16 protein-coding genes are annotated in these 23,961 nt (G+C 59.8%); 12 read left to right on the top strand and 4 right to left on the bottom strand.

All coding sequences use genetic code 11. From position 1 onward, the window contains the following. The first annotated feature begins 190 nt into the window (after positions 1-190). The 12 genes from purE (at position 191) to folD (ending at position 15,069) form a co-directional block, all read left to right on the top strand. Complete coding sequence (gene purE, locus ACGHP5_RS02860) at positions 191-664, top strand: 5-(carboxyamino)imidazole ribonucleotide mutase (RefSeq protein ID WP_365944607.1); 474 nt, start codon at positions 191-193, stop codon at positions 662-664. Then, positions 664-1,755, top strand: coding sequence for a 5-(carboxyamino)imidazole ribonucleotide synthase (purK, locus tag ACGHP5_RS02855; protein ID WP_337756353.1), 1,092 nt, complete (start codon positions 664-666; stop codon positions 1,753-1,755). Before purE ends, purK begins: the two co-directional genes overlap by 1 nt. Positions 1,756-1,893: 138 nt before the next feature. After that, complete coding sequence (locus ACGHP5_RS02850; protein ID WP_390567978.1) at positions 1,894-5,613, top strand: phosphoribosylformylglycinamidine synthase; 3,720 nt, start codon at positions 1,894-1,896, stop codon at positions 5,611-5,613. Between the two features lie 18 nt (positions 5,614-5,631). Then, positions 5,632-6,615, top strand: coding sequence for an endonuclease/exonuclease/phosphatase family protein (locus ACGHP5_RS02845; protein ID WP_337656478.1), 984 nt, complete (start codon positions 5,632-5,634; stop codon positions 6,613-6,615). A gap of 37 nt (positions 6,616-6,652) precedes the next feature. Beyond that, on the top strand, positions 6,653-7,369 hold the full coding sequence (gene purC, locus ACGHP5_RS02840; RefSeq protein ID WP_290532162.1) for a phosphoribosylaminoimidazolesuccinocarboxamide synthase: 717 nt from the start codon (positions 6,653-6,655) through the stop codon (positions 7,367-7,369). 1 nt (position 7,370) lies between these two features. Further along, positions 7,371-8,789, top strand: a complete 1,419-nt coding sequence (purF, locus tag ACGHP5_RS02835; protein ID WP_295902689.1) for an amidophosphoribosyltransferase — start codon at positions 7,371-7,373, stop codon at positions 8,787-8,789. A gap of 12 nt (positions 8,790-8,801) precedes the next feature. Next, on the top strand, positions 8,802-9,827 hold the full coding sequence (purM, locus tag ACGHP5_RS02830; RefSeq protein WP_337656475.1) for a phosphoribosylformylglycinamidine cyclo-ligase: 1,026 nt from the start codon (positions 8,802-8,804) through the stop codon (positions 9,825-9,827). A 4-nt stretch (positions 9,828-9,831) separates the two neighbouring features. Beyond that, positions 9,832-10,392, top strand: a complete 561-nt coding sequence (gene purN, locus ACGHP5_RS02825; protein ID WP_337771907.1) for a phosphoribosylglycinamide formyltransferase — start codon at positions 9,832-9,834, stop codon at positions 10,390-10,392. A 185-nt stretch (positions 10,393-10,577) separates the two neighbouring features. Next, entirely contained in the window at positions 10,578-12,107 is a 1,530-nt protein-coding gene (gene purH / locus ACGHP5_RS02820) for a bifunctional phosphoribosylaminoimidazolecarboxamide formyltransferase/IMP cyclohydrolase (RefSeq protein ID WP_337771909.1), read from the top strand. A 403-nt stretch (positions 12,108-12,510) separates the two neighbouring features. Next, positions 12,511-13,758, top strand: coding sequence for a phosphoribosylamine--glycine ligase (gene purD, locus ACGHP5_RS02815; protein WP_390567977.1), 1,248 nt, complete (start codon positions 12,511-12,513; stop codon positions 13,756-13,758). Next, complete coding sequence (locus tag ACGHP5_RS02810) at positions 13,758-14,249, top strand: hypothetical protein (RefSeq protein WP_390567976.1); 492 nt, start codon at positions 13,758-13,760, stop codon at positions 14,247-14,249. Before purD ends, ACGHP5_RS02810 begins: the two co-directional genes overlap by 1 nt. Further along, positions 14,212-15,069 carry a bifunctional methylenetetrahydrofolate dehydrogenase/methenyltetrahydrofolate cyclohydrolase FolD gene (gene folD, locus ACGHP5_RS02805; protein WP_390567975.1) on the top strand — a complete coding sequence of 286 codons (858 nt, stop codon included), beginning with the start codon at positions 14,212-14,214 and terminating at the stop codon, positions 15,067-15,069. Before ACGHP5_RS02810 ends, folD begins: the two co-directional genes overlap by 38 nt. A gap of 106 nt (positions 15,070-15,175) precedes the next feature. On the opposite strand, the gene ACGHP5_RS02800 is transcribed toward folD, so the two are convergent. The 4 genes from ACGHP5_RS02800 to ACGHP5_RS02785 are packed head-to-tail and all read right to left on the bottom strand — an operon-like array spanning position 15,176 to position 23,828. Next, positions 15,176-16,681, bottom strand: coding sequence for a BACON domain-containing protein (locus tag ACGHP5_RS02800; protein ID WP_390567974.1), 1,506 nt, complete (start codon positions 16,679-16,681; stop codon positions 15,176-15,178). Between the two features lie 27 nt (positions 16,682-16,708). Further along, positions 16,709-18,505, bottom strand: a complete 1,797-nt coding sequence (locus ACGHP5_RS02795; protein WP_390567973.1) for a RagB/SusD family nutrient uptake outer membrane protein — start codon at positions 18,503-18,505, stop codon at positions 16,709-16,711. A gap of 18 nt (positions 18,506-18,523) precedes the next feature. Continuing rightward, positions 18,524-21,796 carry a TonB-dependent receptor gene (locus ACGHP5_RS02790; protein WP_337771916.1) on the bottom strand — a complete coding sequence of 1,091 codons (3,273 nt, stop codon included), beginning with the start codon at positions 21,794-21,796 and terminating at the stop codon, positions 18,524-18,526. Positions 21,797-21,851: 55 nt separating this feature from the next. Next, complete coding sequence (locus ACGHP5_RS02785; RefSeq protein ID WP_390567972.1) at positions 21,852-23,828, bottom strand: calcineurin-like phosphoesterase C-terminal domain-containing protein; 1,977 nt, start codon at positions 23,826-23,828, stop codon at positions 21,852-21,854. Positions 23,829-23,961: the final 133 nt, after the last annotated feature.

Genomic DNA, 23,961 nt, shown 5'->3' with positions numbered 1-23,961 from the left:
TCCCTGGGGCAGCAGATGCCTGCTCGTGGGGTGCTCGGATAGATACCAGACCGCCATGACATGCGATGTCGTGGCGGTTTGTTTTTTCGCCCGTCTGAAAGACGGGTTTCAGGGGCGGCGGCAGGTTGGAACGTTTGGGGCCGGCTCTCCGCCCGTTTAGGGGATGGATTTTAGTGATGATAAAAAACGAATTCATATGAAAGTAGGCGTGATTATGGGCTCTGTGAGCGACTACGAGGTGATGGCCGAAGCCGCCGCCACGCTCGAAGCGTTCGGTGTGGATTTCGAAAAACGGGTGGTCAGCGCCCACCGCACGCCCGATCTGCTGTGCGAATACGCCAAGACGGCCAAAGAGCGCGGTATCGGCGTGATCATCGCCGGGGCCGGCGGCGCGGCGCACCTGCCGGGCATGGTGGCCTCGATGACTCCGCTGCCCGTTGTGGGCGTTCCCGTGAAGTCGCGCGCCCTGAACGGGCTGGACTCGCTGCTGTCGATCGTGCAGATGCCCGCGGGTGTTCCCGTGGCCACGACGGCCATCAACGGCGCGAAGAACGCCGCGCTGATCGCCGTGTCGATCCTCGCATTGCAGGATGCCGCCCTGGCGGCGAAACTCGATGCTTTCCGCGCCAAACAGACCGCGGATGTGCTGAAAGCCGAATTGTGATGAAGACCATCGGTATCATAGGAGGAGGCCAGCTGGGCCTGATGATCGCCGAGCAGGCGCGGGAACTGGGCGTGCGCACCGTGTGCCTCGATCCGGCGGCCGACGCCCCGGCATTCAGGGTTTGCGACGATCGTATCGTCGCGGCCTACGGCGATGCCGCGGCGCTCGAGGAGCTGTGCCGCCGCAGCGATGCGGTGACCTATGAATTCGAAAACGTGCCGGGGGACATTCTGATTCCGCTGTGTGAAAAATACAACATCCCGCAGGGCTACAAGCCCCTCTACGACTCGCAGGACCGCCTGCGCGAGAAGTCGAACGCCCGTGCCCACGGGCTGCGCACGCCCGGTTTCGAGGCCGTGGACGACGAAGCGTCGCTGCGCGAAGCCGTGCGGCGGCTGGGGCTTCCCGCCGTGCTGAAAACCCGCACGCTGGGCTACGACGGCCACGGACAGAGGGTGCTGAAGACGGAGTCCGACATCGCCGGGGCGCTGCCCCTGCTCGCGGTTCCCTGCATCCTGGAGGAGTTCGTGCCGTTCGATTCCGAGGCCAGCATCGTGATGGTGGCCGACGGCGAGCGGGTCGTGAGTTTTCCCGTGGGGCGCAACGTCCACCGCGACGGGATTCTGGATTTGTGCATCGTACCTGCTGAAGTCGATTCCGGGGTGCTCGGGCGGATGAAGGCCCAGAGCGAGCGTTTCATGCGCGATTGCGGTTATCGGGGTATCCTGGCCATCGAGTATTTCATCAAAGGCGATGAAATCTACTTCAACGAGATGGCCCCGCGCCCGCATAACTCGGGTCACTACACCATCGAGGGGGCGACCACGAACCAGTTCCGCGAACTGGTCCGCTATCTGGTCGGGGAGCCTTTGCAGGAGCCGCAGCCGGTGGCTCCCGCGGTGATGAAAAATATTCTGGGACAGGACCTCGAAGCCGCGGAGAAAATCGCCGCGGAGAACCTCCCGGGGGTCTACGTGCACCTTTACGGCAAGACGGAAAGCCGTCCCAAACGCAAGATGGGCCACATCACTTTCGTGGGAATGGATGCCGCACGGTTTGAGGCCGAATGGGCAGGCCGGTTTGTGAAATAACAGATTGTGTCGTCCTGCAGGCGAGTCGTCCTCTCCGAGGAGGGGATTTGGGGGAAGGTCAGGCTTGTATACACGGGCAAAGGCCGTAATGACGGCGTATGGAGCCGCTGAACGATGAATGAAATATAAACAGAAATAATGAATAATACGACCAATTACCGCATTTTCGTAGAAAAACTGCCCCGCTTCCGGGTCGAGGCCGAGAGCCTGCGCCGCGAGCTGAACACCAATCTGAACCTGTCGCTGGGCGAGGTGCGCCTGCTCTGCGTCTACGATCTTTTCGGCTTCAGCAAAGAACTGCTGGAAAAGAGCCGCTATACGGTTTTCGGCGAGGTGGTGACCGACTCCGTGACCGACACGTTCGATCTTGCGGGGCGCAGGTATATCGCCGTGGAGTACCTCCCCGGGCAGTTCGACCAGCGCGCCGCTTCGGCTGTCGACTGCGTGCGGCTGATCGATCCCGAAGCCCGGGTCAGCATCCGCTCGTCGAAACTGCTCGTTTTCGACGACAAGGCGACCGACGGGGAGCTGGCGAAGATCCGGCATTACTACATCAACGCCGTCGAATCGCGTGAGAAGGACCTCTCGGTGCTCAGCGACATGGAGCAGGCCGAGGTGAAGCCCGTCGAGGTGCTCGAAGGGTTCCGGGAGATGGCGGATTCCGAATCGGACGCCTATTGCCGGAAGATGGGCCTGGCGATGAACGCCGACGACCTGCGCGAGGTGGTGAAATACTTCCGTTCGGAGGGGCGCGATCCCTACGAAACGGAACTGCGCATCCTCGACACCTACTGGAGCGACCATTGCCGCCATACGACCTTCACGACCGAACTCGAGGGCATCACCGTCGAGGAGTCGTTCGCCAAGGCGGAGATCGAAGATTCGCTGGCTCTGTACCTGCGTATCCGCCGCGAACTGGGCCGGGAGCACAAGAGCCTCTGCCTGATGGATATGGCGACGATCGGCGCGCGTTACCTCAAGCGGAAAGGCCTGCTGGACGATTTGGAAGTCTCGGAGGAGAACAACGCCTGCTCGGTCTATATCGACGTCGACGTCGATGGGCAGACCGAGAAATGGCTTCTGCAATTCAAGAACGAAACCCACAACCATCCCACGGAGATCGAACCCTTCGGCGGGGCTTCGACCTGTCTGGGCGGTGCCATCCGCGACCCGCTGTCGGGCCGCAGCTACGTCTACCAGGCGATGCGCGTGACGGGTGCGGGAAACATTTACCTGCCGGTTTCCGAGACCCTTTCCGGAAAGCTGCCCCAGAGCGTCATTTCGAAGAAGGCCGCGGCGGGTTATTCGAGCTACGGCAACCAGATCGGACTGGCCACGACCCATGTCCGTGAGATTTACCACGACGACTACGTCGCCAAACGCCTCGAAGTGGGGGCCGTGGTGGGAGCCGTGAAGGCTTCGAACGTCCGCCGCGAGCGTCCCGCACCGGGCGACCGGATCATCATGTTCGGCGGCCGCACGGGCCGCGACGGCATCGGCGGGGCGACCGGCTCTTCGAAAGAGCACGACGCGAAGTCGCTCGAAACCTGCGGCAGCGAGGTGCAGAAGGGCAACGCTCCCGAGGAGCGCAAGCTCGAGAGGCTGTTCCGCCGTCCGGAGGTGACGCGCCTCGTCAAGAAATCGAACGACTTCGGTGCCGGCGGCGTCAGCGTCGCCATCGGCGAACTGGCCGACGGGCTGGACATCTACCTCGACCGCGTGAAGACCAAGTACAGCGGTCTGAACTCCACGGAACTCGCCATCAGCGAGTCGCAGGAGCGCATGTCGGTGGTGGTCGAGGCGAAGGACATGGAGGAGTTCATGGGATACTGCCGCGAGGAGAACATCGAGGCGGTGCACGTGGCCGATGTGACGGACACGGCCCGCATGCGGATGTTCAACGGCGACCGCATGGTCGTGGACCTCAAGCGCGAATTCATCGACAGCGCCGGGGCGAAGCATTATGCCGAGGCGCGGATCGGTGCGGTGGAGAACCGCGATCCCTTTGCCCGTGAAGTGGCGGGGGAGACCCTCGCCGAGCGTTTTACGAATAACCTCAAGGATAACAATGTCGTCTCGCAGCGGGGCCTCGTGGAGATGTTCGACGCGACGATCGGCCGTTCGACGGTGCTGATGCCCTTCGGCGGCCGCATGCAGCGCAGCGAGACGCAGGTTTCGGTGCAGAAACTCCCCACCGACGGCTATACCGACACGGCCAGCGTCATGGCCTTCGGCTACAACCCCTACGTGGCTTCGTGGAGTCCCTACCACGGCGCGGCCTATGCCGTCGTGGAAGCTGCGGCGAAGGTCGTGGCCGCGGGCGCGCGTTACGAGAGGATGCGCTACTCCTACCAGGAGTATTTCGAGCGTATGACCCGGAATCCCGAGTCGTGGGGCAAGCCGCTCGGGGCGCTGCTCGGGGCGCTGAAGATGCAGGTCGAGCTGGGACTGCCTTCGATCGGCGGCAAGGACTCGATGTCGGGTACGTTCCAGGACATCAACGTACCGCCGATGCTGATGGCCTTCGGCATCACGACGGTCGATGCTTCGAAGGTCATTTCCACCGACCTCAAAGGCGCCGGACACCGCATCTATCTCGTCCGCCATACTCCGCTGGAGAACCGCATGCCCGATACGGCGCAGCTGAAGGAGAACTTTGCGTTCGTCAGCGGGCAGGCCGAGTCCGGGAAAATCCTCTCGGCGTGGTCCGTGGGCTTCGGCGGCGTCGGGGAGGGCCTCGCGAAGATGGCTTTCGGCAACGGTATCGGCGCAGAGGTGACGATGGATGAAAAGCGGCTTTACGAATACGCCTACGGCTCGATCCTCGTCGAGTGCGAGGGCACGCTCGAATATCCCTGCGCCGAACAGTTGGGCTTCACCGTCGCCGAGGAGGCGCTGACGGTCAACGGGACGAAGATGCCGCTTGAAGAGCTTTACAAGGCCAATACGGAGAAATTTGCGGCGGTTTACCCGGACAAGGGCCGGAACTCGGCGGAGGTGATGACCTCGCGGCCGGCGCCGAAGAGTTTCACCTATCCCGGCGAGGCGGTCGAGACCCCGGTGGTCTATATCCCGGTGTTCCCCGGCACGAACTGCGACTACGACACCGCCAAGGCGTTCCGCAAGGCAGGGGCCGAGGTCCGGACGAGCGTCTTGTGCAACATCGCCGGCGACGACGTCCTGCGCTCGATCGCCGAAATGAAGGAGCATATCCGCCGGGCGCACATCTTCGTGCTCGCAGGCGGTTTCTCGGCGGGCGACGAACCCGACGGAAGCGCCAAATTCATCGTCAATGTGTTGAACAATAAGGATATTCGCAACGAAATCCACGCTTTGACCGACCGCGGCGGCCTGATCCTGGGCATCTGCAACGGTTTCCAGGCGCTGGTCAAGTCGGGTCTTCTGCCTTACGGCCGTCTGGGCATGGTCACCAAGGATTCGCCGACGCTGTTCCGCAACGACGTCAACCGTCATATTTCGCAGATCGTCACCACGCGCGTCGCGACGACCGCTTCCCCGTGGCTCCGTGGCTTCGAATTGGGTGAACTGCATTCGATTGCCGTCAGCCACGGCGAGGGCAAGTTCGTGGTGAGCGAGGCGCTCGCCCGCGAGCTGTTCGCCAACGGACAGGTGGCCTTCCAGTACGCCGATGCCGCAGGAAATCCCACGGCCGAGGCTCCCTGCAACCCCAACGGCTCGTCGTACGCCATCGAGGGCATCATCTCGCAGAACGGACTGATTCTCGGCAAGATGGGCCACACGGAGCGTTATGAAAACAACCTGTTCAGGAATATCGCCGGCAACAAGCAGCAGTCGCTGTTCGACAACGCCGTGGCGTATTTCCGCAAAATGCAATAACCTTAAAACCGATAACCGATGAAAACCTCCCTGTTCCGTTTTTGCAGCGTGCTGCTTCTTGCGGCGATGCTCGCTCCGGTCTGCGTCCATGCCCGGAAAAACCCGAAGAACCCGAAAAACAACATGCGCCTGCTGTACTGGAACATCCAGAACGGGATGTGGTCCGGGCAGGGCGACAACTACGACAAGTTCGTGGAATGGGTCAGGGCGTACGATCCGGACGTGTGCGTGTGGTGCGAGGCGCAGTCGATCTACAAGACCGGCACGGCCGACAAGATGGATGCCGCCGACCGTTATCTGGTCGGGAACTGGGGCGAACTGGCTGCCCGTTACGGTCATAAATACTGGTATGTGGGCGGACACCGCGACAATTACCCGCAGGTGATCACGTCGAAATACCCGATCGAGAACGTCGGGCGCATCGTCGGGGCGAAGCCCGACAGCGTGGTGACGCACGGCTCGGGCTGGGCGCGCATCGAGAAGAACGGCAAGACGGTCAACATCGTGACGCTCCACACCTGGCCGCAGGGCTATGCCTACGAGGCCAAGGACCGCGACGCGAGCCGTGCCGAGAACGGCGGGGACAAATACCGCCGCATGGAGATGGAATACATCTGCAGCCATACGATCCATTCGGTTCCGGGTGCCGAAAAGCAGCTCTGGATGATGATGGGCGACTTCAATTCGCGTTCGTCGCGCGACAACTGGTTTTACAAATATCCGGCGGGCGACACGCGTTTCCTGGTCCACGACTACATCCTGCAAAATACGCCCTATGTGGACGTGATTGCCGAGAAATACCCGGGTGAGTTCAAGACCACGACGGGCGGCAAGTCGCGCATCGACTTCGTCTACTGCACGCCGCCGCTCTATGAGCGCGTCACGCATGCCGACGTGGTGACCGACGCCTACACCGGGCCGGTCCGCGACCCGGGCAAACTCTCGAATTTCTGGCATCCCTCGGACCACCGTCCGATCGTGGTGGACTTCGATATGAAATGAGACAACGAATCAAATAATCAAAAAACACCCAAACAACATGAAACAGCTCGAAATGCTCTACGAGGGCAAGGCAAAACAGGTTTTCCGCACGGACGATCCCGATAAGATCATCATCCACTACAAGGATGCCGCTACGGCTTTCAACAACATCAAGAAAGCCACGATCGAGAACAAGGGCGTGCTGAACAACGCCATTTCGACCCTGATCTTCAAGGAGCTGCAGAAGGCGGGCGTGAAGACCCACTACATCGAGACGATCAACGACCGCGACCAGGTCTGCCGCCGGGTGACGATCATTCCGCTGGAGGTGATCGTGCGCAACGTCATCGCCGGTTCGATGGCCCAGCGTCTGGGCATCGAGGAGGGTACGCAGCCCTCGAACGTCATTTTCGACATCTGCTACAAGAAGGACGAGCTGGGCGACCCGCTGATCAACGACCACCACGCCGTGGCGCTGGGCGCCGCTACCTACGAGGAGCTGAACGAGATGTACGCCATGACAGCCAAGATCAACGAGGTGCTCAAGGAGCTGTTCCTGAAGATGAACATCAAGCTGGTGGACTTCAAGATCGAGTTCGGCAAGACGTCGGACGGCGAGATCGTGCTGGCCGACGAGGTGTCGCCCGACACCTGCCGCCTGTGGGATGCCACGACCAACGAGAAACTCGACAAGGACCGTTTCCGCCGCGACCTGGGCAAGGTTCGCGAGGCTTACGAGGAGATTCTGGCACGCCTGCAAAAAATCGTCGGATAGTATGATGGAAGTGATCCGCGACCGCGAATTGCACGAGGAATGCGGGGTGTTCGGCATCTACGGAGTGCCGGACGCCGCGTCGCTGACCTACTACGGTCTCCACGCCCTGCAGCACCGCGGGCAGGAGGGGGCCGGCATCGTCTCGGTGGACGACAGCGGCACGTTCCGCCGCATCAAGGGTGGAGGGCTGGTGACGGAAGTTTTCGACGAGGCGAAACTCGCCACGCTGAAAGGTTCCACGGCCATCGGCCATGTGCGTTACACCACGGCCGGGGGCGGCGGCATCGAGAACGTGCAGCCTTTCCTCTTCCGCCACAACACGGGCGACTTCGCGTTGGCGCATAACGGCAATATCGTCAATTCGGAACTGTTGCGCCGCCACCTCGAAAACAAGGGCAGCCTGTTCCAGTCGACTTCCGACAGCGAGATCCTGGCCCACCTGATCAAGAAGGAGACGCGCTACCACGACCGGCCGCGCATCTTCTCGATTATCGACGCGCTGAACATGCTCGAAGGCGCCTTCGCCTTCCTGATCATGACGGCCAACCGCATCTACGCCTGCCGCGACAAATACGGCCTGCGCCCGCTGTCGATCGGCAAGCTGGGCGACGGCTGGGTGGTGTCGAGCGAGACCTGTGCTTTCGATGTGCTGGGTGCGGAGTTCGTGCGCGACGTCGAGCCGGGCGAGATCGTCACGATCGACAAACAGGGCATCCGCAGCCGCGACTATTCGATGTACAAACGTTCGGAAATGTGCTCGATGGAGTACATCTATTTCGCGCGTCCGGACAGCGACATCGACGGCTGCAACGTCCACGCCTACCGCAAGGAGTCGGGGCGCCTGCTCTGGAAGGAGGCGCCCGCCGAGGCGGACATCGTGGTCGGAGTTCCCGATTCGAGCCTCAGCGCCGCGATGGGTTACGCCGAGGCGAGCGGTCTTCCCTACGAAATGGGACTGATCAAGAACAAATACATCGGCCGCACCTTCATCCAGCCCTCGCAGGAGCTACGTGAGAAGGGCGTGCGGATGAAGCTTTCGGCCGTGCGCTCGATCGTCAGGGGCAAGCGCGTGGTGCTGGTCGACGACTCGATCGTGCGCGGTACCACCTCGCGGCGTATCGTCACGATGCTCAAGGAGGCGGGAGCCACCGAGGTGCACGTCCGCATCGCCAGTCCCCCGATGACCGATCCCTGTTTCTACGGTGTGGACACTTCGACGCGCGAGGAGTTGATCTCGGCCCGCAAGGACACGGCGGGTGTCTGCGAGGAGATCGGTGCCGATTCGCTGGTGTTCCTTTCGCCGGCGTCGCTGCTGAAGGCGGGCAACCGCAGGGAACTCTGCATGGCCTGCTTCACGGGACACTATCCCACGGCGCTGTACCAGTCGCCCGACGAGGCCAACAAGGATGTAAAATGTTAGCAAGGAAAAAATATGGCACAATCTTATGAAAAGGCCGGCGTGAATCTCGAAGCCGGATACGAAGTGGTGCGGCGCATCAAAAAGCATGTGGCCTCGACCTCGCGTCTGGGTGTGATGGGGAACATCGGCGCTTTCGGCGGGATGTTCGACCTCTCGGCCCTCAAGGTGAAGGAGCCGGTGCTCGTGAGCGGGACCGACGGCGTGGGAACCAAACTCAAGCTGGCCTTCGAGATGGACAAGCACGATACGATCGGCATCGACGCCGTGGCCATGTGCGTCAACGACGTGCTGGCGCAGGGCGCCGAACCGCTGGTGTTCCTCGACTACGTGGCCGTGGGGCACAACGAACCCCAGAAGATCGAGGCCATCGTAGCGGGTGTCGCCGAGGGCTGCCGTCAGGCCGGCTGTGCGCTGGTGGGCGGCGAGACCGCCGAGATGCCGGGCATGTACGCCGAGGGCGAATACGACATCGCCGGATTCACGGTGGGCGTCGTGGAGAAGTCGCAGCTGATCGACGGATCGAAGGTCAGGGCCGGCGACGTGCTGGTGGGCGTTGCGTCGAGCGGCGTGCACTCCAACGGCTTCAGCCTCGTGCGCAAGATCGTTGCGGACAACTGCCTGAACCTGCGCGAGTCCTATCCGGAACTTTCGAACAAACTGCTGGGCGAGGTGCTGCTCACGCCGACGAAAATCTACGTGAAGCAGGTGCTGGAGGTGGTTCGCAACTGCGACGTGCACGGTATCAGCCACATCACGGGCGGCGGTTTCGACGAGAACATCCCCCGCATCCTGCACGAGGGTCAGGGGCTTGAGATCGACGAAGGGTCATGGGAGATTCTGCCCGTGTTCCGCTTCCTGGAGAAATACGGCAAGGTGGCCCACCGCGAGATGTTCAATATCTTCAACATGGGTATCGGCATGGTCATCGCACTCGATGCCGCCGAGGCGCAGAAGGCCATCGGCATCCTTACGGAGCAGGGCGAGCGGGCCACGGTCATCGGACGCGTAACGGACACCGAGGGTGTCGTCATCCGGTAGACGGATGCGGCGCCTTGCAGTCTTCGCCAGCGGCAGCGGCACGAACTTCGAAGCCATCGTCACGGCCTGCGAGCAGGGTGTGCTGGATGCCGAAGTCGTGCTGATGGTCTGCGACAAACCCGGTGCGAAGGTGGTCGAAAGGGCTGCGGAGCACGGGGTCGGGGCGTTTGTCTTCGCCCCGAAACAGTACGCTTCGAAGGCGGACTACGAACGGGAGATCGTCGCGCGGCTGGATACCGAGGGCGTGGAACTGGTCTGTCTGGCGGGCTACATGCGTATCGTGGGCGACGTGCTGCTGGGGGCCTACGGCGGGCGGATCATCAACATCCATCCCTCGCTGCTGCCGGCCTTCCGCGGGGCGCACGCCATCGAGCAGGCCCTGGAATACGGCGTCAAGGTCTTCGGCGTGACGATCCACTACGTCGATGCCGAGCTGGACGGCGGGCGCATCATCGCCCAGAGGGCCTTTCCCTACGAGGGAAATGACATCGAAGAACTGGAGCAGATGATTCACGCCGTGGAATATCCGCTGTATATTGAAACGATTGGTAAATTAATAAGGTAGGTAGTTTAATATCGTCGAACGGGTTCGTTTTGCCGTGTTGTGCAATTGACAATTGAATCGCTTCCGCTCGCATGCGATAAGCCCCTCCCGAGAGAGGGGTTCAGGGAGGGGCGGACTTGTAAACGGCGCCGCAGGCGACGACGGCAGCGGTCGGAAGAGTTCGGCGGTAAAATTGAAAATAGATTATGAGAGCATTAATTAGCGTAAGTGACAAAACCGGTGTCGTGGAGTTCGCCAGGGGGCTGCGTGCCCTGGGCTGGGAGGTGATCGCCACGGGCGGCACGATGAAATTGCTGGCCGACAGCGGCGTGGAGGTAATCAACATCAGCGACGTCACGGGATTTCCCGAGATCTGCGACGGCCGCGTGAAGACCCTGCATCCCAACGTGCACGGCGGACTGCTGGCCCGCCGCGACGATCCGGAGCATTTGAAAGCCTTGAAGGACAACCACATCGAGTTTATCGACATGGTCTGCGTGAACCTCTATCCGTTCCGCCGGACGATCGAGACGCCGGGTGTGAAGATGGAGGACGCCATCGAGAACATCGACATCGGCGGACCCTCGATGCTGCGTTCGGCGGCCAAGAACTGGGCCGACGTGACGGTCGTGTGCGACCCCGCGGACTATGCGCAGATCCTCGGCGAGATCGGGAAGGGCGGCAACACCGAAAAGGCCACCCGTCTGAAACTCTCGGCCAAAGCCTATACGCATACCGCCGAGTACGACGCGATGATCGCGACTTATATGCGTGCGCAGGCCGGTTTGAACGAAAAACTGTTCCTCGAGTTCGACCTCGTGCAGTCGCTGCGTTACGGCGAGAATCCCCACCAGGGAGCCAAATTCTACCGCGAGGAGAAAGAGGTTCCCTATTCGCTGGCTTTTGCCAAACAGCTGGGTGGCAAGGAACTGTCGTATAATAACATCCAGGATGCCAATGCCGCGCTGTGCATCGTGCGCGAGTTCGACAAGCCGTTCTGCGTGGGTCTCAAGCACATGAACCCCTGCGGCGCGGCCACGGGCAAAGACGTCGTCGAGGCGTGGACCAAGGCTTACGAGGCCGACAAGGTGTCGATCTTCGGCGGCATCGTCGCCACGAACTGCACGGTGACCCGCGAGGCCGCCGAGCTGATGAAGCCGATCTTCCTCGAAATCATCATGGCTCCTGCGTTCGACGAGGGGGCGCTCGAAGTGCTCTCGACGAAGAAGAACCTGCGCCTGCTCGAAGTCAAGATGGACAAGGGCGACGTCGATCCCAAACAGTATGTGAGCGTCAACGGCGGTCTGCTGGTGCAGGACCTCGACGTGGCGACGAAGGCCGTTACGGCGGAGATGTGCGTCACGAAGGTTCAGCCTGCCCCGGAGCAGATGGAGGACCTGAACTTCGGCTGGCACATCGTCAAGCATGTGAAGTCGAACGCCATCGTGGCGGTGAAGGACGGCCGGACGCTGGGTGTCGGGGCCGGACAGATGAACCGCATCGGCTCGGCGGAGATCGCCCTGAAGCAGGCGCATGCCGCAGGCGTCACCGAGGGCCTGGTGCTGGCTTCGGACGGCTTCTTCCCCTTCGACGACTGTGTGACGCTGGCCGCCCAGTACGGTGTGACGGCGATCGTGCAGCCCGGCGGTTCGGTCCGTGACGAGGATTCGATCCGGAAGGCCGACGAGAAGGGTATCGCCATGTGCTTTACCGGCGAACGCCATTTCAAGCACTGACGATTTCCGATTTACGGGACATCTTTCGTCCTTTCTCATTTGCCACGAAGGTTATGTGCTTTTTGATGGTAGAATGATCGAACCGCGGCGAGTCGCTGCCTTTTGGTGTCAAAAGGTAGCGCTAAAATCATCCGCATGTCGCTTTCGCGGGACCGTCGCCCGGAGCCAGCGTTAGGCCGCGTCTTTCAGGCTTTTTTGGCGGCGGGTTGGTTTTTACGCTGCTTTTTGGGCGGCAAAAAGCGGCAAAGAACAGCGGGCGAAGACCGCGGCTTTACTACTTTTTGCGGCCAAAAAGTACATAAGCCTCCGCAGGGAACCCCCGCGGTTAGTTGCCGGCCAAAAAGCGGTAAGGATCAGCAGTCGAAGACTGTGTTTAGCACTTTTAATATCAAGTATTTTGTTTATGAAAGTTTTGGTAATAGGTTCCGGCGGCCGCGAACACGCCATTGTCGACGCGCTGTCGCGTTCGCCGCAGGTCGGGAAAATCTACTGCGCACCCGGGAATGCGGGCATTGCCCGGCAGGCCGAGTGCGTGGCGATCCGCGAAACCGAAGTGGAGCGCCTGCGCGATTTCGCTGCGGAGCGGGGCATCGGCCTCACGGTCGTAGGTCCCGAGGTGGCGCTGGCGGCGGGAGTCGTCGACTGCTTCAAGGCCGCGGGGCTGCGCATCTTCGGTCCCACGAAGGCCGCGGCGCGCATCGAGTCGTCGAAGGAGTTTGCCAAGTGCCTGATGGCCAAATACGGCATTCCGACGGCGGGTTTCCGCGCATTCACCGACTATGCCGAGGCCGTGGCCTATGTCGGGGCGCGCCCTCTGCCCGCGGTGCTGAAATACGACGGACTGGCCGCCGGCAAAGGCGTGGTGATCGCCCAGACGATGGCCGAGGCCGAAGCGGCTCTGAAAGACATGCTGCTCGACGACAAGTTCGGCGAGGGTAAGGTGGTCGTCGAGGATTACCTCGAGGGACCCGAGTTTTCGTTCATGTGCTTCGTTTCGGGCGGCCGGGTGTGGCCGATGGCGCTGGCGCAGGACCACAAACGGGCCTACGACGGTGACGAGGGGCCCAATACGGGCGGCATGGGCGCCTATTCGCCCCTGCCGTTCATCACGGCCGACGACGAGCGGTATGCCATGGAGAGGATCATGCAGCCCGTGGCCGACGCGATGATCGCCGAAGGGTGTCCTTTCGAAGGCGTGCTCTACGGCGGACTGATGAAGACTGCGCGGGGTATCGAGGTCATCGAGTTCAACGCCCGTTTCGGCGATCCCGAGACCGAGGTGGTGCTGCCGCGGTTGAAGAGCGACATCGTCGACATCTTCTGCGCCGTGGCCGAGGGCCGCGACACGCAGCTGGAGTGGCACGATTTTGCCACGCTGGGTGTCGTCCTGGCCTCGAAGGGTTACCCGGGCGATTACGAAAAAGGACATGAGATCAAAGGCCTGGACCGTGTCGAAGGGGCTGTTTACCACATGGGAACCCGGGCCGACGGCGACCGTATTCTCACTGCCGGAGGCCGCGTGCTGTTCGTGGTGGGGACGGGTAAGAATCTGGCCGAGGCGCGCAAGAATGCGTTGGCCGGCGTGGCCCGCATCGACTGCGACAATCTGTTCCACCGCACCGACATCGGTCACCGGGCATTCGACGATTGATGCGTCTTCCGAGCCTTGTCCGCCGTGAGTGGCACATCGTTTATCAGTTTCCGCTGGCCGTGGGGCTGATCACCGCGTTGAATCTTGCAGTGACGGTCTGGTGGGATTGGAGCGGTGTGGAAGGAGCGTTTGCTTTCGCTCTCAATACGGCGTGGATGCTGTTACTGACCGTCGTAACGGTCGTCGTACTGGGGGTAGTTGGGTTGCCTTTGCGGTTCATCTACCGATTGAATGACTGGTGGCGCCGGAGGTGGTGGTTAGCTCCCTGCGGAATTTTGCTCGGTTTGATAATGTGTGTTTCGTCGTTCTATATCGGTGCGGAGGAGCTCTGCGTCGAAGAGGGACCGATGCTCGCAGTTCCCAATCAAGCCTTGAGTATGGGTGGATTGTGGCTTATCGGATTCTGTACTCTGCATTTTTACATACCTTTTGAAAAGATAATACGAGCGATATATGGCAAAAATCATCAGCGGAAAAGAACTTTCAGCTAAACTGAAACTTGAAATGGCGGAGCAGGTGAAGACCTTCCCCGCGAAATATGGGCGCGTGCCCCATCTGGTGGTCATCCTCGTGGGCGAGGACCCCGGCAGTGTGAGTTATGTGACGGGCAAGGCCAAGGCATCGGCCGAGGTGGGCATCCGCAATACCACGATCCGCAAGCCGGAGTCGGTCTCCGAGGCCGAACTGCTGGACATCATCGCGGCCCTGAACCTCGATGACGAGGTGGACGGCATTCTGGTCCAGCTGCCCCTTCCGAAGCACATCGACGAGGACAAGGTGATCGCCGCCATCGACAAGTCGAAGGACGTCGACGGTTTTCACCCTTTGAATGTCGCGGCGCTGTGGCAGAAACAGCCCTGCACGCTTCCCTGCACCCCGAAAGGCATTCTCAAGATGCTGCGGGCCGCAGGCGTGGAGATCGCGGGCAAGCGTGCCGTGGTGATCGGCCGCAGCAATATCGTGGGACTTCCCGTGTCGAAACTGCTGCTGGACGCGAACGCCACGGTGACGATGGCCCACAGCCGTACGTGCAACCTCGGGGAGGTGACGCGCGGGGCGGAGATTCTGGTGGTGGCCATCGGGCGGCCGAAGTTCGTCACGGCGGATATGGTGTCGGACGGCGCCGTGGTGATCGACGTGGGGGTCAACCGCGACCCGGAGACGGGCAAGTTGTGCGGCGACGTAGACTTTGCGGCCATCGAACCCAAGGCTTCGGTGATCACTCCCGTGCCGGGCGGCGTCGGACCCATGACGATCTGCTGCCTGATGGAGAACACGATCGAGTGTTTCCTGCGGCGGGCGGGCCGATAGCCGGCAGAACAGAGCGGAAACGTCGGCTTTTTTGCGGCGCCGCTGAAAAAAATCAGCCGTTGACCCATGGGTCAACGGCTGATTCCGTTTTACAGGGTTCCTGTTATCAGAGTTTTATCGGCTCGGATATTTTGATGTTGTCGAGGAACCAGCGGTTGGCCGTAGCCTCGGGCCACTGCGTCTGACGGATCGTGATCTTGGTGTCCTTGGTGATCGCAACCCCGGTCAACGCAATTTCGGCCTTGATCCATTCGAGCTTATGATCGTTTTCCCAACCGTGGGTCGGAACCTCGAATGGTATTTCCTGGCCGTCGTTCTCCACGATGATAATCAGGTTCACGGGGTCGACCTTACCGGATCCCTGGCGCATCGGGCACCAGTCGAACGAAAGCCTGGGTTCGGCGCCCGACGGAATGTTATCAATCGATGGAAGGATGATACCCGCTTGATACGACGTTTTACCGAACTTGAGGTAATTGCGCTGGAGATAAATGCACTCTCCCTCGGTTTTGGTGGTGACGCGCAGGAATTCATACCCTTTTGCAAGAAGAGCGTCGAGGGCCGAAACACCGTCGATTTTCGGAGTGGGAAGTTGCGGGGCGGTTGCACCGAGATCGTCATTCTCGACGGTCCGGCCTGCGCTTCCGGCTTCCGCCCACGGATCGAGCCATTCGAAGTTCTCCATGAAATAGACGATCTCGTTCAGACCGTTGTCCTCGACATCGGTGGCCATGATGCGCTGTACAGGCTCGGCCAACCCGGCGTAGTAGCCGGTGACGGTTACGATATGGCCGGTCAGGGCGGAAAGGCCTAGGCTTGCCGGTGCGTCCACGACGCTGACCGAATACTTGGCGTCCTCCGAAACGGAGAGGCTGCTGCCGTTGAAGATGCCCTTGACGGTGACGTATCCCCGTTTGGAGGAGGTGTAATCGTCGATTTTCGCACTGATGTCCTCCGGCTCGGGGTAGTTGACCGCTCCGCCGGACAGAACCGTCACCTCGTCGCAGTCGATTACCGTAGCGAGTTTCTGCGAATCGGACGACTTGGTTCCCAGCAGCGAAATCTTGTCGCCGACGGCAACCGCCGTACTGTTCGAGACGAAGATATTGTCCGTATTCCGGTCGTCGCTGATGACGAAGCCTTTGGTCGTCACGGCCACGACGATCGCCGACGGTACGGAAATGACCGTTTCGTCCGCCAGGGCGGCGAGTTCACCTGCCGTGTACTCCTTCACATCGCGGTATTTGTCTCCGTTCTGCATGATGAGCACCTCGGCGCGGCTTGCAAGAGTCCGTCCCTTGAAGACGAGGGCCGCTTTGCGGGGATTGTCCTCCGCACCGTCGCGCATGTTGTCGGTCACCGAAATCGTCACGTCCATGACGCCGGTTCCCGAGTCGGGCGTGACCGTCACCCAGTCGGGGACTTCCGTCACCCAGTCGGCGTCGGCATAGATGGTGATGATCTTTTCCGCCGCTCTTTCCGCTTCGAAATTCAGGGTATTGGCACTTGCCAGAACAGCTTCGGAAAGATGGTCCTCATCCTTGTCGCAGCCCCAGAAGGAACACAGGGCCGCCATGAGGATCGGGGCTGTCATATATTTTACAAATCTCATAATCTTGTTTTTTAGGTTATTTCCGACTTAAAAATCGAGTCCGTCGCTCCATCCCGGATTCTGCGTGAGGTTCGGGTTGAGCGAACGCTCGCCGCTGGGAATCGGGTAGAGGTAATCGCGTTCCTCGTTGAACGAAGTGCGCAGAACGGTTTTGTGATAGAAGACATAGCCTTTGTCCCCCTCGGAGAGAATGATGTCCGAACCGAGTTCGTATACCGAAACTCCTTCGCCGGCTTGGGGTTTGGTCTCTCCTGCCTTATAGAGAATCAGATCGGCCGTTTCTTTGCCCGCAAGCTTGTATTCGCCGGGGCCCGGGAAATACATGCCGGAAATGGCCTGGTCGATGCAATAGCCGGCTTTCCAGCGATACAGATCCTGAAGGCGGAAACCCTCCTGGATCAGCTCGACGGCCCGTTCGCGGCGGATTTCCAGAATGACGCCCTTGTTGGCGCCGGTCACGTTGGGATAGCCGTACTCTTTGGACTCAAGATACCAGTCGATATTTTTGTTGGCTTCGTTCATGTCGAGGCCCCGCATTCCCACCCGGCTTCGGATTTCGTTGACGGTGATAACCAGATCATTCTGCGTGAGCGTTCCCAGTTCGGCCTTGGCTTCGGCATAGTTGAGCAGCACTTCGGCATAGCGGAAAACCGGCATGTCGCAGGTCGAACGGTCGTTGCGGTCGATCTGTCCTCCCGAGGCCGTCGTGTCCTGAACGAATTTGATGGGTTGGTAGCCGGTGATCGTGACGCCGAGATCGGGTCCCTGCACCCGCTTGGCGCCGATGCGCTTGTAACCCGGGGTGCGGATCGACTGCGCCAGGCGCGGGTCGCGGTCCTTCACCTCTTCGGTGAAAGGCAGCGTCTGCCACCCCTCCTGGTCGGTGAATGCGGTGCCGTCCTTCTTCAGGTACATGTTGATGAATTTGCGGGTGTAGCCCGGGCGGCCCTGTGTCGGCAGCAGCGTGTAGGCCGTCGCATTGTGGTAGACCTGGGCCTCGTAGCTGTTCCGGATGGCGAGGATATACTCTTCGGTGCTGGCATTCTCCTGTGCGAAGAGCATCATGTAGTCCTTGTCCGGAGTTTTGGTGGAGTAGAGCTTGTAGGGACCTTCGTCGATGATCGTTTTGGCGGCCTTGGCGGCTTCCTCCAGATAATAGGTGTAGTCATGTCCTTCGAGGTTGATGCCGTGGTATTTGCGGTAGGTTCCCTCGAAGAGGCAGAACCGCGCTTTCAGCGCCAGTGCCGCCCATTTGTTGACGCGGTAGGGCGTCACCTCCTCGGTCAGACCGCCGCTGTTGATGGCGAAGTCGACATCCTCGATCATCTTGGTCATGACCAGCTCCCGCGAATCGCGCGCCTTGTAGAGGTCGGGATCCGCCGATCCGAGCTGTGTGTCGTACCAGGGCACGTCGCCGAAACGTTTCACCTTGTCGAAATAGAAGGCGGCGCGGAAGAACCGGGACAAGGCGGTATATTCGAGCACAGCGTCCTTGTCTTCGCATTGGTCGACATATTCCAGCAAGGTGTTTATGCGGCGCAGGTTGCCCCACGACCAGCCGCCGCCGGTGTTGGGAACGGTGCGTTTGTCGCCTCCGTAGAGGATATCGGAGAGGGTCATCTGAACGAGCAGGTCGTTCTGCTCATCGTAGGGCGTCTTGTCCAGCAGGTTGTCGTAAAAGGGGTTGGAGAAGAGTTCCAGGTCGCTTTTCGTCTTGAAATAGTCGAACTGCGTCACCCGATCCAACGGTTCTTTGTCCAGCAGGGAGTCGCAGGCCGATAATCCTGCAATCAGCGTTGCTGCCAATATGATTAATCGCTTCATGATATTCGGATTTTGAAATTAGAAGGTGATGTCGATGCCGAACATGAACGTCTTGGCCCACGGATAGTAGGCGTTGTTGCTCACGTCGGAACTGCGGTTGATGGCCGCTTCGGGATCGACGTACTTGGAGTTCTTTTTGAGCGGCGACCAGTAGCAGAGGTTCTCGCCCGAGAAATAGATGCGGATCTGGTCGATGCCGGCCTTCTTGGTGAGGGTCGCGGGGATCGTGTAGCCGACGGTCAGGTTCTTCAGGCGCAGGTAGCGGATATTCTGCAGGTAACGGTCGTTGACCTTGCTCAGATAGCCTCCCGATGAAGAATAGGCTCTTGCACGCGGGAAATAGGCGTCGGTATTGTCTTCCGCCCATACCTTGCCGAGGAAATCCGTCGGGAGGTAGGAAAGGTAGGGATAGGAATAGCAGCCCCAGAAAGGCATCATCTGTGCGTGGGGGTACCAGTAGTGGTTGCCCGTTCCCTGGAAGAAGACCGAAGCGTCGAAGCCCATCCAGCGGATCGAGGCGTTGATGCCGTAGGAGAACGTCGGGAGCGAGTTGCCCAGAATCGTCCGGTCGCCGGGATCGTCCACGGTGTCGCTGCCGACTCCCCAGATGTGGTTGCCGTCCAGGTCGAGGAACTTCAGGTCGCCTGCCTGCCAGCCGCCGGTCAGACGGCCCGAGCTGTAGCTCAGGTCGACCTCTTTGGCATAGGCCTGCGCCTCTTCGGTGGTCTTGAAGAATCCGTCGGTCTTGAAGCCCCAGATTTCGCCGATCTCCATGCCGACGTAATAATCTCCCTTTGTCAGGTTGGTCAATGACTTGTTCGGGTTGTTGTCGTATTTGGTGATGACGCTCTTGTAGTCGCTGATGTTGAAACCGACACTGTATTCGAACGGTTTGCCGGCCAGTTTGAACTGGTCGCGCCAGCTGACGGAGAGTTCATAGCCCTTCGTGCGCAGTTCGGCGGAGTTCATGCTGGGCGAATCGGCCCCGTATACGCCGGGCAGCGCCATTCCGTCGGTCAGCATGTCCTTCGTGTCGCGGATGTAGACGTCGCCGGTGAAGTTGAGCCGGTTGTTCAGCATGGTGAGATCCAGACCCAGGTCCCACTGCTGGGCGGTTTCCCACGTCAGGTCGGAGGCTACGGGGGCGCCCAGCGAGGAGTATTTGCCCTTTATGCTGCCGTCGAAGGTGTAGTTGTCGAAATCGTGGTTCGTGATCAGGCGCATGTAGGTGTAGTAGGACGACACGTTCTGGTTGCCCAGGCTGCCGAACGAAGCGCGCAGCTTGAGGTTGTCCACCAGGTCTTTGGCGTTGCCGAAGAAAGGCTCCTCGGAGATGCGCCATCCGGCCGATGCCGAGGGGAACAAGCCCCAGCGGTTTCCCGGGGCGAAACGCGACGATCCGTCGTAGCGTCCGCTCACCTCGAAGAGGTAGCGCCCTTTATAGTCGTAGTTGATACGGGCGAAGAAGCCTGCCAGGGCGTATTCGTTCTGGCCGCCGCCGTAAGCGCCCTCCGTGGGAGATCCCGTTGCCAGATTCAGGTCGTCGAGGTTTATGGAGGAGAGGTTGATGCCTGCCACCGAGACGTTCTTGCTGGCCCACGTTTCGTAGTTGAATCCGGCGGTTGCCGACACATGGTGGGCATCTGCGAACGTTTCGTCGTAGTTGGCGTAGACGTTGGCCGAATAGTAGTTGCGCGTCTGAACCACTTCGTCGAGCTGGTTCATGCCCGCTCCCGTGTCGTAGGCGAGCAGCGGCCCGTCGGGGTATTCGCGGTAGTTCATTGCGGAACTGCGGCTCGTATTGCGGTTCTGGTAGAGACGGTAGGTGAAGTCACCCGTGATGCTCAGCGTCTTGAACGGCGTGATGACCAGGCGTGTCGTGTTCGAGAAGTCGTTCGAGCGGTCGACGTTGCGGTGCGTGCCCTCGTTGAGCAGGATGTGGCGTCCGTTGGCGATCTTGTAATCGAGATACGGCGTGCTGTAAAGCCACGATCCGTCGGGGTTCTTCATGGGGAAGTTGGCCAGTGCGTGGCGGGCGCTGTAAGCGATGGTGTTGTCTACGCTGCCGTCTCCCAGAGACTTGTAATTCGACGAGAAGAACGACGTGTTGTTCGAGAGCGTCGCCCACCGGTTGATCCGAAAATCGAGTTTCGCACGCAGGTTGTACTTGTTATATACGTCGGGATGTGCACGCTGGATACCTTCCTGGCGGTCATAGGCGCCCGAAACGAGGTATTTGATGTCCTTCGTGCCGCCGCTGAGCGAAATGTTGTGCTGCTGCACGGGCCGCCGCTGCTGGAAGAGCATGTCCCACCAGTCGTAGTTGCCGTAGTAGACCCACTGTTTGCGGCCGTTGCGGATCTCCTCGACGACCCACGGACGGTCGGGATGCTCGGTCCTGTCGTTCACGCGCGCCAGCAGCTGCTGCATGTCGTGATCGTTGTATTTGACATAGTTCGTTCCGGAGTCGGCCTGCCAGAACTTGTTGATCGTATAGACCGACCAGTAACCGCGGTTTTCGTAGTCGGTCGAGGTCGTGGCCTCCTCCCAGCCGAAACGGCCGCTGTAACGCACCGTAGCCTTGCCGTCCTGGGCCGTACCGTTCTTGGTGGTGACCAGGATGACGCCGAAGGCTGCACGGGCGCCGTAGACGGCTGCTGCAGAAGCGTCCTTGATGACCGAGATCGACTCCACGTCGTTGGGGTTGACGCGGTTCAGGTCGCCCACCACGCCGTCGACCAGCACGAGCGGGTCGGCCGAGTTGATCGAGTTGACGCCGCGGATGTTGATTGCCGGCGTGCTGCCGGGTTTACCCGAAGAGGTGGTGATGTTGAGACCCGCTACGGAACCCTGCAACATGCTGCCCAGCGAATGGGTGACGCGGTTTTCGAGCTCTTTGCTCCCTACGGTCGCAACGGCACCGGTCAGGTTGACCTTTTTCTGCGTGCCGTAGCCGATTACGACGGTTTCATCGAGCATGATGGCATCCTCCTGCAGGTAGATCGTGATGCTGTTCCGGCTTGAGGGGACCGTCACTTTCTGGGGCAGGTAGCCCAGACAGGTGACATGAAGAACGGTTTCCCCCGAAGGAACCTGGATTTTGAAGCTGCCGTTTTCGGAAGTTGTAACGCCTTTGGTCGTACCATCGACCAGAACGGCTACTCCCACAAGCGGCTGTTGATTGGCATCGAGGACTTTTCCCGATACCTCTCTGTTTTGGGCTGAAAGGGCTGTTAGTCCCCCTCCCAATACCAGAAGCAGAGATAGAACCAATGGTCTAAATACTCTCATAAGATCTGTGTTTGTTGGTTAGTGAATGGTGATTGTGGTTGGTATGTGGCGAAGATCATTTGCGTTTGTAGGCATCCGTGGAGAATGCTTTCGGCCGCTGCATGTTTTCGGTCCATTCGTTTTCGAATTCGTCCTTGACGGTAATCACCAGGTCGGTGTCCGGATTGTCCGCCTTCACCTTGAAGAAGTGCGTAAACTTCGAGGTGACGAACGACGGCGTCGACTTGAGTCCCGCATTGTTGAACCGCTTGACCGAAAGCGCCGCGATATGGAGCGGGTCGTAGGCCCAGACTTCGGTGTAGGGCAGCGTCTTGTGGTTTTCGTCGGTGACGTTCAGCGTCCAGTCCGAATTCCAGTTCCAGATGTTGATCAGCACCTCGTTGTTGCTGTTCTGCGGATAGGCGTCGACGTATTGCTGATAGACTTTCTTCACCGAGGCGGGTACGTCCGCGGGCATCAGCGGCACGTCGTCCATCGAAAAATGCACGTTGTTGAGGTCGTAGCTGCGGAACTGGTACTCTTCGGGCCAACCCGTCGATTTGTACAGCCATTTTAAATCGGTCCCGGAAATGTCCCAGATGCCGTAGCCGCCCGGGGTTCCGTCGGTCCCGACATGAACTCCGGACGTGAGGTTGCCGGACCACCACCACGAAGCGCATACCGAACCGGAGTTGTGCTCCCGGAAGTTCCGCCCGCCTACGATCGAGGCGTCGGGCGTTACGTTGAAGGTCATGTGGGTATGCCCCGTCACGAAATGGACCGTATATCCGTCGAGAATGTCGAAAAGCCGCTGGGTATTGGCCGAATCGTGGTCGATCTTGAATCCCGTCGTGGTCGGATAGAATACCTGCGCATGCATTGCAACGACGACGGGGGTCGTCTTGGCTACGTACGACAGGTCTTTCGCCAGCCAGTCCAGCTGTTCGCCGGAGAGGCTCTTGACATAATTGCGGGAATCGGTTCCGTCGTAGCCGCTGCAATCGATATCGTCCATGACGACATAATGGATCTTGCCGATGTTGAACGAGTAGTAGGTCGGGCAGATCTGATCCACGTACTTGACCGCCGCATCGTAGTCCGACGTGGTCTTGAAGTCGTTGTCATGGTTGCCCATGGTGTGGAAGATCGGCAGATCCTTGACCTGGCTGTTGATGGTGTTCAGGTATTGGGGGAAATAGTAGCTGTTCGAATACCAATAGAGGTCCCAGGTCATGTCCCCGAGGGTGAGCGCATACATCTTCTCGCCCTTGTGGCGGGTCATGTAGTCCGTGAGGTCGGAGGTGAATTCGGCGAACTGCCGGAGGTCGTTCGTGCGGTTGGCGAGGTGCATGTCGCCGAGCATGAAGATTTTGTAGGAGTCCTGGCCGTCGACCTTTTCGAGTTTGAAATCGGCTCTTTCGACGACACTGGGGCTGTTTTTGAGCGCGCGGTGGAACTGCGGGAGCACGCCGTCGCACGGCACTTCGTAGCCGCTCGGAACGGAGATGAAGACATATCCCCATTTCTTGGCCGATTTGAGCTGGTAGATGCCCTCCTCGTTCGTGACGGTTACTTCCGCGCCGTCGGACACTACGACGTTTTTCACACCGACGCCGGCCGACGACACGATCCCGTAGACCGTGGTGCCCGCATCCGGTTCGAAACCTATGTCCTCGACGATGTTGATGTAGATTCTTCCGAACGATTTTTTGCGCGTGTCCCTTTTGACGAAGACTTTGTAGTAACCCGTTTCACACCCGTCGGCCAGGCGTACGGTGAAACTTTCGGAAGAGGTGTTGATGATGGGGCAGACATAGGAGATGCCTGCGTCCGACTCAAGAATGAATGTGTCAGTGGTTAGGGGCGATTTCCCCCCCCCACCGGTTACGGCGAACGTGCACTCGCCGCCTTCGGTGACGTCTACCGATCCCGGAACCGTGAATTGCACGTTGAAATTGTCTGCGGGCGTCTTGTTGTCATCGCTGCCGCCGCAGGCGAAAAATTGCGAGACGACGATGAGTCCCAGCAACAAATACTTTATTACATTTTTCATTTTTAGTCCTTGTTTTATATTTTTTTATTTGTATGCGATTTTGTAATTACCGGTTATCCGAGAGCCGTAGAGGCCCGGAAATTTCCGGTCGGGAACTCCGTCCCGAAGTCCCCGTTTGTCGCCCTGCCGGTCT

It is taken from the genome of Alistipes sp. i18-0019-D1, assembly GCF_042852885.1.
Lineage (GTDB): Bacteria > Bacteroidota > Bacteroidia > Bacteroidales > Rikenellaceae > Alistipes.
The sequence above is the reverse complement of the archived record's forward strand: the minus strand, read 5'-3'. Positions and strand labels throughout refer to the sequence as shown.

Excerpts from the sequence above, each read along its gene's own strand:
- ACGHP5_RS02800 (WP_390567974.1), bottom strand. The coding sequence starts at position 16,681 with ATGAGATTTGTAAAATATATGACAGCCCCGATCCTCATGGCGGCCCTG.
- purN (WP_337771907.1), top strand. The coding sequence starts at position 9,832 with ATGCGGCGCCTTGCAGTCTTCGCCAGCGGCAGCGGCACGAACTTCGAA.
- purK (WP_337756353.1), top strand. The coding sequence starts at position 664 with ATGAAGACCATCGGTATCATAGGAGGAGGCCAGCTGGGCCTGATGATC.
- purD (WP_390567977.1), top strand. The coding sequence starts at position 12,511 with ATGAAAGTTTTGGTAATAGGTTCCGGCGGCCGCGAACACGCCATTGTC.
- purH (WP_337771909.1), top strand. The coding sequence starts at position 10,578 with ATGAGAGCATTAATTAGCGTAAGTGACAAAACCGGTGTCGTGGAGTTC.
- purM (WP_337656475.1), top strand. The coding sequence starts at position 8,802 with ATGGCACAATCTTATGAAAAGGCCGGCGTGAATCTCGAAGCCGGATAC.
- ACGHP5_RS02785 (WP_390567972.1), bottom strand. The coding sequence starts at position 23,828 with ATGAAAAATGTAATAAAGTATTTGTTGCTGGGACTCATCGTCGTCTCG.
- purC (WP_290532162.1), top strand. The coding sequence starts at position 6,653 with ATGAAACAGCTCGAAATGCTCTACGAGGGCAAGGCAAAACAGGTTTTC.
- folD (WP_390567975.1), top strand. The coding sequence starts at position 14,212 with ATGGCAAAAATCATCAGCGGAAAAGAACTTTCAGCTAAACTGAAACTT.
- ACGHP5_RS02790 (WP_337771916.1), bottom strand. The coding sequence starts at position 21,796 with ATGAGAGTATTTAGACCATTGGTTCTATCTCTGCTTCTGGTATTGGGA.
- ACGHP5_RS02795 (WP_390567973.1), bottom strand. The coding sequence starts at position 18,505 with ATGAAGCGATTAATCATATTGGCAGCAACGCTGATTGCAGGATTATCG.
- purF (WP_295902689.1), top strand. The coding sequence starts at position 7,371 with ATGATGGAAGTGATCCGCGACCGCGAATTGCACGAGGAATGCGGGGTG.
- ACGHP5_RS02810 (WP_390567976.1), top strand. The coding sequence starts at position 13,758 with ATGCGTCTTCCGAGCCTTGTCCGCCGTGAGTGGCACATCGTTTATCAG.
- ACGHP5_RS02845 (WP_337656478.1), top strand. The coding sequence starts at position 5,632 with ATGAAAACCTCCCTGTTCCGTTTTTGCAGCGTGCTGCTTCTTGCGGCG.
- ACGHP5_RS02850 (WP_390567978.1), top strand. The coding sequence starts at position 1,894 with ATGAATAATACGACCAATTACCGCATTTTCGTAGAAAAACTGCCCCGC.